This is a genomic window from Micromonospora sp. NPDC047793 (assembly GCF_040642635.1).
Classification (GTDB): domain Bacteria; phylum Actinomycetota; class Actinomycetes; order Mycobacteriales; family Micromonosporaceae; genus Micromonospora.
This window is the reverse complement of sequence record NZ_JBEYSG010000009.1, coordinates 251,135-262,278: the sequence shown is the minus strand read 5'-3', so window position 1 is coordinate 262,278 and position 11,144 is coordinate 251,135. Positions and strand designations below refer to the sequence as shown.

Here is an 11,144-nt window from a genome sequence, read left to right as displayed (position 1 = left end):
GGGGCAGCATGGAGATCACCGCCGTCGAGTCGGTGGTGCGGGGCGACGCGCACTTCGTCGCGGTGCACACCTCGACCGGACTGGTCGGCGTCGGACAGTCCGCCTGCTGGGGGTATCCGGGAGCGGTCCACGCGGTCGTGGAGGCGTTCCGTCCGCACCTGCTCGGCGCCGACCCGAGCCGGATCGAGTACCACTGGCACCACCTGTACCGGATGGGACCGTTCCGGGGATCGGTGCTCACCGCCGCCGTCTCCGCGATCGACCTTGCGCTCTGGGACCTGCTCGGCAAGCGTCTCGGCGTACCCGTCTGGCAGTTGCTCGGCGGTCGGGTCCGCGACCGGATCCGCCTGCACCTGCTGCTGCCCGGCACCGGCGCGCAGGACCTCGCCGCCCAGGCCGCGGCGGCGGTCGCCGACGGGTTCACCGCGGTGAAGTTCGACCCGCTGCCGGCGGACTACGGCGACCTGTCGCTGGCCCGACTGGTCACCGACACCGAGGCCACCACCGCCGCCGTCCGCGACGCGGTCGGACCCGACGTCGACCTGCTCATCGAGCTGCACCGCAAGCTCACCCCGTTGCAGGCCGAGGCGGTCGTCCCGGCGGTCGGCCGGCTGCACCCGCTGATGGTCGAGGACGCGATCCAGATCGACAGCGTCAGCAGCCAGGCTGAGCTGAGCCGCCGCGCGCTCGGGGTGCCGATGGCCAACGGCGAGCGGCTGCACACCATCTGGGAGTTCAAGGAGCTGCTGGCGCAGGGCGGGGCCCAGTACGTCCGGCCCGACCTCGGCCTGGCCGGCGGCATCAGCCACGCCCGTAAGATCGCCGCGCTGGCCGAGTCGTACCACGCGGCGGTGGTCAGCCACAACTGCCTCGGACCGCTGCTCACCATGGCCTCGGTGCACCTGGACACGGCGATCCCGAACTTCGTGACCCAGGAGTACTCCCCGCTCGACGACACCCTCGCCGACGGTCCGGCGCGGGCCTGCGTGCGCCGCGAGGGCGGCTTCCTGCCCATCCCCGAGGAGCCCGGCCTCGGCGTCACCCTGGACCTCACCGACGAGACCCCGCTGGACCTGACCGGCCGTCCGCTCACCCGCATCCCCCACCGCGCCGACGGCTCCATCGCATACGCCGTCTAGACGCATGTAAGGAGGGGTCCCCTGCTATACACGAGGCGTTAGCAGGGGACCCCTCCTTACATCCGACGGCCGGGATGGTGGAAGACGGGATACGCCCACAGCGGCTCGCCGTCGGCGTCGGCGATCTCGGCGAACAGGTGCGACAACGACGCCGTCCAGCGCGCCTGCACCTCGGAGGCGCCGGTGACCCGGCCGGCGTGCGCGAAGCCCCACCGGGTCCGCAGCACACAGATCAGCAGCAGACCGTGCCGGTAGATGTGGTAGTCGTACACGCCCGCCTCGTCGAGCAGGGCGGCCATCTCCGGCCACAGCTCGACGTGCCGGCGCTCGTACTCGGCCTCCGCCCCGGGACGCAGGCGGTACAGGTGGCACACCTGCACTCCCGGCCCACGGGCCGGTCCCGCCCCCGATCCGGTGCCGGGATCGGGGGCGGGACCGGGGTGACCCGCGCCCGGACAGTGAGGAGTATCCGGGTCGGGCCGGTCGGCCGGTGTGCTCACTTGCCGGAGCCGGCGAGCGCACCGGAGACGAGTTGGCGCTGGAACACCAGGTAGATGATGAGCACCGGGAGCAGGGCCACGATCAGGCCGGCGCTGACCAGCGGCACCGACACGTCGTACTGGCCGCTGAGCAGGGAGACGCCGACCATCAGCGTCTTGGAGTCCGAGCCGCCCATGATGACCAGCGGCAGCAACAGGTCGTTCCACATCCAGACGAAGTTGAAGATGGCCAGCGCCGCCAGTGCGGGGGTGGCGATCGGGGCGAGCAGCCGGAACAGGATGGTGAAGTGTCCGGCGCCGTCGACGCGGGCGGCCTCGATCAGCTCGTCGGGCACCTGCTGGAAGTAGCCGGCGAGCTGGTACGTGCCCAGCGGCAGACCGAAGGCCGCGTACGCCAGGATCAGGCCCTGGTACTCCCCGGACATACCCAGGTCCAGCACGGTCTGGTAGAGCGGGTAGATGATCGCCTGACTGGGGATGGTCAGGGTGATGATGATGAACAGGAAGACCAGCTTGCCGCCCCGGAAACGCAGCTTGGTCACCGTGTACGCGATCAGCATGGCGGCCAGCACCGACAGCACCAGTCCGCCGACCGTGGTGATGATGGAGTTGAACAGCAGTCGGGGCATGTTCATCCGCTTGAACGCCTCGACGTAGTTCTCGAAGGTGATCCCGGCCGGCAGTCCGAGCGGGTCCCGGGCGAACCCGGTCTGCGTCTTGAGCGAGCTGACCACGGTGAACAGCAGCGGGTAGAGCGCCGCCACCGCGACCACCACCAACGCAAAGACCAACAGGTAGCGCCCGATCTGGGCGGAGTGTCGCCGGTTCATCGCGGCTTCCGGGTCCCCTCTTTGAACATGTGCCGCACGCTGAAGATCGACAACACGGCGACGAAGACGAACAGGGCGATGCCGATGGCCGAGCCGTACCCCCGGTCGAGGAACTGGAAGGTGGTGAGGAAGACCAGGTACTCGGGGAGCATGGTGGCGTTGCCGGGGCCGCCCTGGGTCAACGCGTAGATCAGCGGGAACAGCCAGATCAGCACGCCGGAGGCGCAGAGCACGCTCCAGTACGCCACGGTGGGGCGCAGCATCGGCACCACGACGGAGTAGAGGCGCCGCCAGAAGTTGGCCCCGTCGAGGTACGCGGCCTCCAGCACCTCCTCGGGGATGGTGGCGAGCCCGGCCAGGTAGGTCATCACGCCGAGGCCGAAGAAGCTCCACAGGGCCACCGCGACGAGGGAGAAGAGCGCGCTGTTCTGCCCGTTGAGCCACTCGATGGCCAGCGGCTCCAGCCCGACGGCGCGAAGCAGGGCGTTGATCGGTCCGTCCGGGCTGAGGATCTGCCGGAACATGATGCCGACCACGATGGGCGCGATGGTGTACGGGACGAAGTAGACGGCCCGGAAGAACTTCCAGCCCGGTGCCCGCTGGTGGATCAGCACCGCCAGCACGAGTGGCAGCACGATCCAGACCGGCAGGGTGGCCACCACCAGCAGGGCGTTGCGGAAGCTGGCCAGCACCACCGGGTCGTCGAACATCCGGGTGTAGTTGTCCCAGCCGGCGAAGGAGCTGTCGCCGAACCCGCTGGAGGATTCGAAGCTGGTGATGACGCCCCGGATCAGCGGCACCAGTTTGAAGGTGACCGCCAGGGCCATTCCCGGCAGGACCAGAAGGGCGCCGAGCCACCATTCCCGGGCGTGCCGGGGTCGCCGGTTGCGGCGTACCGGCGGGGGTGGGTTCGTCGCGACGGCCGAATCGGCGGCCGACGCGGTGGAGATGCTCATCGGGCTGTCCTCCCCGGAGGCTGGCGGGTGGGGTGGCGCCCGGCCACCCCACCCGGTGCGACTAGTTGCCCTGCTTCTTCGTCGGGCTGCGCTCCAGCGCCTGCTGCATCTGGTCGGCCCACTTGTCGACGGTGAGCTGACCGAGGGTGATCTGCTGCCAGCCTCGGGCCAGTGCGTCGGCCTCCGGGCCGGAGAGCATGACACCGGCGTGCAGGGTCGGCTCGGCCACGAACTCCTGGATCTTCTTGAAGGCCGGCGACGAGGGCAGCAACGCGGGGTCGACGTTCTTGTTGAGCGGCTGACCCTTGGCGTGCTTCACCCAGAGCTCGCCGTTCTCCTTGCCGGCCAGCCAGGTGATGAACTCCAGGCCGGCTTCTTTCTTCTCGCTCCACTGCGTCACGCCGTAGACGGCGCCCTCGATGCCGGAGAACTTCCCGGCCAGCGGCGCGGACTGGTTGATCACCGGCCACCGGGTGACGCCGAGCTTGTCGTCGCCGAGGGCCTTGCCGAACGCCTCCCAGTTCACCGCGTCGGAGATGATGGTGCCGGCGAAGGCGGCGTCACCGCGCTGGAAGATGTCCGCGCCGTCGGGCAGCATCGTGATCGACGGTGCGTTCTTGTTCGTCCAGCCCTTGGTGGTGATCTCGGCGAGCTTCTCCAGGACCTGGACCAGCTTCGGGTCCTTCCAGGACAGCGTGCCGGCGAGCAGGCCGCGGATGTCGTCCTCGGTCAGGTAGTTGCGGGCGATCTCCGGGAAGTCCCAGTACGCCGGGAAGGTGCCGGACAGCCCCAGCGCCAGGCAGGTCTTGCCGGAGTTCTTGATCGCCTCGCAGGCGGTGCCGAACTCGTCCCAGGTGGCCGGCGGGTTCTCCGGGTCCAGCCCGGCGCCGCGCAGCACGTCCTTGTTGAAGTAGAGGACGTTGCCCTGGTAGGAGAAGGGCACGCCGAAGCAGGCCTTGCTGGTGTCGAAGCCCTCGCAGGCGCCGCTGTAGGTGACCAGGTCCTTGTTGATCTCGGCGGCCCGGTCCCCCAGTGGCACGTACGCGCCCCGCCGGTCGAACAGCTCCAGTCCGGCGTTGTTCGCCATCACGTCCGGCCCGGACTGCGAGGTGATGTACGGCCCCTGCACCTCCGGGTACTTGTCGAACGGGACCGACTGCAGGTCCAGCTTGATGTTCTGGTGGCTGGCCTCGAAGGTGGTCTTCACCTGCTGCCAGTACTCGGAGCCGCCCGGCTCCCAGGTGAGCACCTTCAGGGTGACCGGGCCGTCGGCGGCGTCGCCACCGCCCCCGCATCCGGCCAGCATCGCGGCGGTGGCCACACCGGCGGCGAGAACGCCGGTCAATCTACGTCGAAACATCGGCGCAAGCTCCTGTCAGGAGAGGGGTTCGAGGGAGGAGATCCGACGGGGTTCGCCACCGGCGGCGGCGCTGTCGGCCATGGCCGTGGCGACCTGCACCACGTGCAGTCCGTCGGCGAGCGGGACGACCGCCGACGACTCGGTGCCGGTCACCTGACCGACGAAGTGGCGTAGTTCGGCGGCGAGCGCGCCGCCGCCGTCGGCCGGCGAGAGCAGCCAGTCCGGCGCCTCGGTCCGCTCGGCCTGGACGAGCAGCGTGGGGTGGCCGAGGTCGACGTGGGCGACCCCGTCGGTGCCGTACACCTCGACCAGGTCCGAGGTGTGGTTGGGCGTGGTGTCAGGTAGGAGATAGCTGTTGCGGATCGACGACACGACGTCGTTGGCGTGCCGAAGCTCCGCCCACACCAGGACCGGCGAGGCCGGTCCCGGTCGGGTCCGGGCGGTCGCGCGGACCTCGACCACGGGCGACTGGGCGTACCAGATGGCCAGGTCGACGTCGTGCACGGCGGTGAGCAGGGCCGGGTGCTCGTCGGGGAAGAGCCGGCTGAGTGCGCGCGGCCGGTCCCGACGGGAGGAGACGGCCAGCACCTGGCCGAGCCGGCCGGCGCGGACCGCGTCGTACAGCGCCCGGTGCGGGGCGCTGTGGCGCAGGATGTGTCCGGGCTGGCAGAGGACCCGGTGGGTGCGGGCCGCCGCGACGATCGCGGCGGCGTCGGCGACCGTCGCCGCGAGGGGCTTCTCGACCAGGACCGGCACCCCGCCGGCGAGCAGCGCGACCGCGACCGCGCGGTGGGCGGGTCCGGGTACGCAGACCGAGGCGGCCTGCGGGGCGCCGGCGGTGAGCAGTTCCTCGACGGTGCCGAAGGTGCGGGCGACGCCGTGCGCGGCGGCGGCCCGGTCGCGCACGGCGGGGTCCGGGTCGACCAGCGCGGTCACGGGTACGCCGAGCGACCGGTACGCGGCGACGTGCCGCAGCCCGAACGCTCCCGCGCCGACGACGGCGACCTCCGGCACGGCGCTCATGCCGCGCCTCCGCCGGAGCGGGTGCCCTCGACGGGTACCGGGGCAGCGCGCCCCGCCACGCGGTTCACGCCGTCACCGCCGCGACGGTCGCGTCCGGCCCGGCGGGTGCCGGTACGGCCACAGCGGCACCGGCGGCGGTAGCGCTGCCGGTCGGATCGACGGTGAGCCGTCCGTCCAACACCGCCCGGGTGAGCCGTTCGAAGGCGGTCACACCGACCTCTAGGCACCGCTCGTCGACGTCGAACGAGCCGGAGTGCAGGGGCGCGCCACCACGCTCGCCGGTGACGCCGAGCTTGACGTACAGGCTGGGGCCAAGTGCGCCGAGCAGCGCGAAGTCGTCGGTGGTCAGCGGCGGCACCGCGAGGTCCGTCACCTGCATGAGGCCGGGCAGCTCGGCGTGGGCGAGCGCGACGAGTTCGGCCGCGTTGCGGACCGGCGGCATCTCGTTGGCCCAGGTGAAGCGAACGCCGAGGTCGAGCGCGGCGGCCTGCTGGCGGGCGACCCGCTCGATGACCGTCTTGAGCCGCTCGCGGGTGCCCTCGTCGAGGGTGCGCAGCGTGCCGGTGGCCTCCGCGTACCCGGCGACCTGGCTCTGGCTGGCCCCGCCGGAGATGGTGCCGATGTTGAAGGCCACGAGTTCGTCGGCGTTGCGTGACCGGGCCACCGCGGCGTGCAGCATGTTCACCATGCCGCTGAGCCCGAGGATGGCGTCGCGGCCCAGCGCCGGGGTGGCGGCGTGCGCGGCCCGGCCGAGGACCTCGACGCGGAACGCGTCCTTGGCCGCCATGGCGGTGGTGCGGTCCACACCGAGCGCGCCGACCGGCAGGTCGGGCCAGCAGTGCAGGCCGAGTACGGCGTCGAAGCGTCGGCCGCACAGCGCCTCGTCGACGAGGACCGCGGCGGCTCCGGAAGTCTCGCCGAACGGGATCTCCTCGGCCGGTTGGAACAGCACGGTGACCGAGCCCCGGGCCGGCGGTGCGGCGGCGAGCCGGGCGGCGGTGCCGTAGGCGACGGTCATGTGCACGTCGTGTCCGCAGGCGTGACAGACCCCGGGGTTCGTCGACGCGTAGGGGGCGGTCTTGGCGTCCTGCACGGGATAGGCATCCATATCGGCCCGAAGAAGGACCGACGGCCCCGGGAGGGACCCTTCGAGTTCGAGGAGCAATCCGGTACCGGCGATTCCGGTCCGCAACCGCCCAAACGGCTGAAGCTTCTCGGCCAATGTCCCGGCCGTACGGTGTTCAGTAAACCGCAGCTCGGGGTGGCGATGGAGCTGACGCCTCAGCCGTACCAGCTCATCAACCCCGTCGTGTCCCCGCGCCACCCGGCCCACCCCTCGCTCGCGACCTGCAATCCGGACCTAATTGAGACAAGAACCTAAGTCAGGGGGGTGTCCGCGTCAATAACCCGCCAGAATTTGGGTTATCGTCCGTGACCATGGACCGCGCTGACGCCCATCTGCACCTGTTCGCCGACGGCTACCCGGGCCGGTACGGGCGCTCCCCTGCCGGCGGCCAGGAGATCGCCGCATATCAGGACATCCGTCGTGTGCACGGCATCGATCGGGCCCTCGTGGTCGGATACGAGGGCGAGTCGCGCTTCGCCGGGAACAACGACTACCTGGCCGGTCTCGCCGCCCGGCACCCCTGGATTGCCCCGGTCGCCTACGTTCCACCAGGTGGACCGGCGGACGGGCAGTTGGCCCGCTGGTGGGCAGCCGGGTTCGTCGGGCTGGCCGTGTACCTGACGGACGCCGAGGCGGCCGACCGCTTCACCGACTGGGTGGCCGGCTCCGCCGGCGACCTCATCACGGCCGGTGCGGTGCTCAGCCTCAACGCGACCCCGGCCGCCACCCGCCGACTCGGCACCGCGCTCGCCGCCCTCGACGGATGCCCGGTGTTGTTCAGCCATCTCGGGTTGCCCGGGAGCCGGGCGACGCCCCCGAACCCGCAGCAGGCCGCCGAGACCCTGACACCGCTGCTCGACCTGGCCCCACTGCCGCACGTCGGGGTGAAGATCTCCGGCCTGTACGCGGTCAGCGAGCCGCCGCACGCCTGGCCGCACGCGGCGGCCCGCCCCTTCGTCGAGCTGCTCCTGGAGCGTTTCGGGAGCCGCCGACTGTACTGGGGCTCGGACTTCCCGCCCAGCCTCGACCACGTGTCGTTCGCGCAGACGCTGGAGCCCGTCGGGCTGAACGACCTCGCCCCCACCGAGCGGGCGGACGTCTTCGGCGCCAACCTGCGCCGCGTCCTCGACCGGGCGACCGCCACGGGAGGCGACGTGTCAGCGGCCTAGCCGTCGTCCTGAAGTCGCGCCGGGGCGCAGCAGCACGCCAGCCGGCAGTCCTACCGGGTGTCGCACCGGCGAGCCGGGGGCGGCCCGCCGGTGCCGACGCTCAGATCACCGACGCGTACCACTGGGCGCCGGTGACGCGGATCCGCTGGGACTGCTTGCGGTTCCACTCCACCCGCAGGCCGTGCTCGCGCAGCACCGGGAAGACGAGGTCGTCCAGGAGGCGTTCCAGGTCGGCCTGGTAGCCGGCCTGCTGCTCGGCCTCGGAGAGGGCGGCATAGGCGGCCTCGTCGAAGTCCACCGGCGGATAGGCGCCGTAGCCGAGCCAGACCTGGCCGTCCTCGCTGTCGATGAGCGACTCGGTGTCCTGCTGGTGATACCAGAGGTAACCGTGCCAGTGCCGGGAGTCGTCCCGCTCGTCGTGGATCTCGCCCGCCGCGCAGGTGCCGCAGCAGCTGAAGTTCTCCCTGGCCACCACTCCGCGCCGGTGGAGTTCGGCGAAGGCGCGGGTGAGGTTGCCGCACACCTCGCCCCACCCGCGTTGCTGCTCCCGCCGCGCCGCCAGCGCCGTCCCGTACGCCGCGCGTAACTCCTCGTCGGTGGCACCGTGGCGCTGCTCGTCCTGGTCGAAGAAGTCCACGAACTCGTCGGCGTCGGTCTCGCCGCGCACGATCCAGGCCCAGATCTCGGCCTCGATCTCGTCGCGTCCGGGCTCCCCAATGCGCTCGGTCAGGAACCGTACGCCCGCCGGACGCTCGTTGTAGATCCATTCGGTCACGGCGAGGATCTTCACACGCCCCTCCGACAGCCGCGCCCGCCCGACGTCGGCACCGGACGCCGGGCGGGACAATCGGGGTTCACCCGTCGGTGGCGGCACCGGGTCCCTCGGTGTCGCGTCTCAGCGGGACGCCTTGCGGACGCCGGGCAGCTCGCCGCGCAGGGCCATCTCGCGGAACCGGACCCGGGACAGCCCGAACCGGGCGAGAACACCTCGGGGGCGACCGTCGACCATGTCGCGGTTGCGCAGCCGGACCGGGCTGGAGTCGCGGGGCAGCCGGGCGAGTCGGCGTACCGCGTCCTCCCGGTCGGCCGGGTCGGTCCCCGGGTGTGCGATGGCCCGCTTGAGAGCGGCGCGGTGCGGGGCGTACCGGGCCACGAGTTCCACCCGGCGTTCCTGACGACCGACCAGGCCGGTGCGGGCCATCAGCGTGCCTCGCGGAACTCGACGTGCCGGCGCACGATCGGGTCGTACTTGCGCAGCACCAGCCGGTCGGGGTCGTTTCGGCGGTTCTTCCTGGTCACGTAGGTGTAGCCGGTGCCGGCCGTGCTGCGCAGGCGAACGATCGGCCGGACGTCGGTCTGCCGGGCCATCAGACCGTCACCCCCCTGCCGCGCAGTCGGGCGACGACCTTCTCGATGCCGTCGCGGTCCACGGTCCGCAGCGCCTTGGCGGTCAGCGTCAGCCGGATCCAGCGGCGCTCCGAGGGCAGCCAGTAGCGGTGGTTCTGCAGATTCGGGTTCCACCGGCGGCGGGTCCGCCGATGGGAGTGGGACACGGCGTTGCCGAAGCTCGGCTTCGCCCCGGTGACGTCGCAGCGTCGCGACATGGCCTGCTCCTTCACAGATGGAAACGACAGGACCGCTCCCGACAGGTCCGGGGTCCACGCCGAGGAGGCGGGCGCGACGGGCTTCGTCTCGGGAACGATCACGTGTCTATAATGACAACCGTTTTCAACTACGTCGAGAGGGCTGTGATGTCCACGTCATCCGTCACGTCGACCGGCCCGGCCGCCGTCCAGCGAGCCGGACCGCCCTCACTGACCGTGCTCAGTGGCTTCTGGCCGGCCGCGACCTACGCCGTCGCCCGCACGCTGCTCACCGCGGACCCGGCGCTGCTGCTGGTCCGGCACGACCTGGGCGACGTACGGGCCGGTGTCGTGCACCGGGTGGTCCGCGACCGGTCGGGGGTGCTGGAGGACGAGCGGATCACGCTGGCCCACGGCTGCGTCTCCTGCACACTGCGCGACGACGTCCTCCCCACTCTCGCCCGGCTGGCCGGCACCCATCCGCACCGGGACCTGGTGTTGATGCTGCCGGAGGTGGTCGAGCCGGAGGCGGTCGCCGCCGCCTGCGCCCACTGCCTCGTCGACGGCACGCCGCTGACCGACCTGCTGCACGTCGACTCCTACGTCACCGTCGTCGACGCCGAACACCTGCTCGACGGCCTGGCCAGCACCGACGACCTGAAGACCCTGGACATCCACGCCGCCGCCGACGACGACCGGGCACTCGCCGACGTCGTCGTCCGGCAGATCGAGTACGCCGACACCCACGTCCTGTGGGGACACTCCCCCGACGGCGGCTACGACACGCACCGCCTCGCGACGTTGCTGGCACGCATCGCGCCGTGGGCGATCCAGATCCGCGTCGACGACGACCTGGTCGACGCGCACGCCCTGGCCCGGCGGCTGCGCCGGACCGACCGGCACCGACCGGAGACCCCTGGCGTGCTGGTCCGCGGCCTGGAAGGGCACCTGCTCGGTGTCCACGAACCCCACCCCGACCAGGGGATCGTCTCGGTCGTGTTCCGGGCCCGCCGGCCGTTCCACGCCGAGCGCCTGCACGCGGTGCTGGAGGACGTCAACGCCGACGTGATCCGCTCCCGGGGGCACCTCTGGCTGGCCAGCCAACCCGAGGCGGTCGTCGCCTGGGACTTCGCCGGCGGCGGCCTCGGCCTCGGCTCGCTCGGGCGCTGGCTGACCTGCCTGCCGGACACGCACTGGGACGAGGTCTCCGACCATCGCAGGCTCGCCGCCGCCCTCGAATGGGATCCCTACTACGGCGACCGCAACCAGCACCTGGTCTTCGTCGGTCTGGACCTCGACCCGGCCGCGCTGCGGCACACCCTCACCGGATGCCTGCTCACCGACGCCGAACTCGCCGACGGCGAGGACGTCTGGCGCGGTTACCCCGACCCGTTCGCCGGATGTTTCCCGATGACCGACGCCTGACCGGCGTCACCGGTCCGCGCGGCCGCTGCCCAG

At 71.5% G+C, this 11,144-nt stretch carries 13 protein-coding genes; 3 read left to right on the top strand and 10 right to left on the bottom strand.

Going from position 1 to position 11,144, the window contains the following annotated elements:
- Nucleotides 1–8: 8 nt before the first annotated feature.
- Nucleotides 9–1,139 (top strand): mandelate racemase/muconate lactonizing enzyme family protein, encoded by a 1,131-nt coding sequence (locus ABZ738_RS20170; RefSeq protein ID WP_357215195.1) that lies wholly within the window; start codon nucleotides 9–11, stop codon nucleotides 1,137–1,139.
- 56 nt (nucleotides 1,140–1,195) lie between these two features.
- Here ABZ738_RS20170 and ABZ738_RS20165 read toward each other — a convergent pair whose 3' ends face one another.
- The 6 genes from ABZ738_RS20165 to ABZ738_RS20140 all read right to left on the bottom strand — a co-directional run bounded on the left by ABZ738_RS20165 (nucleotide 1,196) and on the right by ABZ738_RS20140 (nucleotide 7,132).
- Nucleotides 1,196–1,513 (bottom strand): L-rhamnose mutarotase, encoded by a 318-nt coding sequence (locus ABZ738_RS20165; protein ID WP_161595024.1) that lies wholly within the window; start codon nucleotides 1,511–1,513, stop codon nucleotides 1,196–1,198.
- Between the two features lie 122 nt (nucleotides 1,514–1,635).
- Nucleotides 1,636–2,469: a carbohydrate ABC transporter permease gene (locus ABZ738_RS20160; protein WP_131055423.1), complete on the bottom strand. Its 834-nt coding sequence runs from the start codon at nucleotides 2,467–2,469 to the stop codon at nucleotides 1,636–1,638.
- Nucleotides 2,466–3,425, bottom strand: a complete 960-nt coding sequence (locus tag ABZ738_RS20155; protein ID WP_131055425.1) for a sugar ABC transporter permease — start codon at nucleotides 3,423–3,425, stop codon at nucleotides 2,466–2,468. The genes ABZ738_RS20160 and ABZ738_RS20155 overlap by 4 nt, the downstream gene beginning before the upstream one ends.
- Nucleotides 3,426–3,486: 61 nt before the next feature.
- Nucleotides 3,487–4,785: an ABC transporter substrate-binding protein gene (locus ABZ738_RS20150; RefSeq protein ID WP_357215190.1), complete on the bottom strand. Its 1,299-nt coding sequence runs from the start codon at nucleotides 4,783–4,785 to the stop codon at nucleotides 3,487–3,489.
- Between the two features lie 15 nt (nucleotides 4,786–4,800).
- On the bottom strand, nucleotides 4,801–5,808 hold the full coding sequence (locus ABZ738_RS20145) for a Gfo/Idh/MocA family oxidoreductase (RefSeq protein ID WP_176093707.1): 1,008 nt from the start codon (nucleotides 5,806–5,808) through the stop codon (nucleotides 4,801–4,803).
- A gap of 64 nt (nucleotides 5,809–5,872) precedes the next feature.
- The gene (locus ABZ738_RS20140; protein WP_357215187.1) at nucleotides 5,873–7,132 is read right to left on the bottom strand and encodes a M20 family metallopeptidase; all 1,260 of its coding nucleotides are present in this window, start codon (nucleotides 7,130–7,132) and stop codon (nucleotides 5,873–5,875) included.
- Nucleotides 7,133–7,245: 113 nt separating this feature from the next.
- Here ABZ738_RS20140 and ABZ738_RS20135 point away from each other — a divergent pair, with 113 nt between their 5' ends.
- Nucleotides 7,246–8,103, top strand: coding sequence for an amidohydrolase family protein (locus ABZ738_RS20135; RefSeq protein ID WP_357215184.1), 858 nt, complete (start codon nucleotides 7,246–7,248; stop codon nucleotides 8,101–8,103).
- A 100-nt stretch (nucleotides 8,104–8,203) separates the two neighbouring features.
- Here ABZ738_RS20135 and ABZ738_RS20130 read toward each other — a convergent pair whose 3' ends face one another.
- The 4 genes from ABZ738_RS20130 to rpmB all read right to left on the bottom strand — a co-directional run bounded on the left by ABZ738_RS20130 (nucleotide 8,204) and on the right by rpmB (nucleotide 9,707).
- On the bottom strand, nucleotides 8,204–8,878 hold the full coding sequence (locus tag ABZ738_RS20130) for a hypothetical protein (protein ID WP_161594980.1): 675 nt from the start codon (nucleotides 8,876–8,878) through the stop codon (nucleotides 8,204–8,206).
- A gap of 120 nt (nucleotides 8,879–8,998) precedes the next feature.
- Nucleotides 8,999–9,304, bottom strand: coding sequence for a 30S ribosomal protein S14 (gene rpsN, locus ABZ738_RS20125; protein WP_131053863.1), 306 nt, complete (start codon nucleotides 9,302–9,304; stop codon nucleotides 8,999–9,001).
- Nucleotides 9,304–9,471 carry a 50S ribosomal protein L33 gene (rpmG, locus tag ABZ738_RS20120; RefSeq protein WP_095565727.1) on the bottom strand — a complete coding sequence of 56 codons (168 nt, stop codon included), beginning with the start codon at nucleotides 9,469–9,471 and terminating at the stop codon, nucleotides 9,304–9,306. The genes rpsN and rpmG overlap by 1 nt, the downstream gene beginning before the upstream one ends.
- The gene (gene rpmB / locus ABZ738_RS20115; RefSeq protein ID WP_131053864.1) at nucleotides 9,471–9,707 is read right to left on the bottom strand and encodes a 50S ribosomal protein L28; all 237 of its coding nucleotides are present in this window, start codon (nucleotides 9,705–9,707) and stop codon (nucleotides 9,471–9,473) included. The genes rpmG and rpmB overlap by 1 nt, the downstream gene beginning before the upstream one ends.
- A gap of 147 nt (nucleotides 9,708–9,854) precedes the next feature.
- Between rpmB and ABZ738_RS20110 the strand changes: the two genes are divergently transcribed.
- A complete protein-coding gene (locus ABZ738_RS20110) occupies nucleotides 9,855–11,111 on the top strand; it encodes a GTP-binding protein (protein WP_131053865.1) in 1,257 nt (418 codons plus the stop codon).
- Nucleotides 11,112–11,144 lie beyond the last annotated feature (33 nt).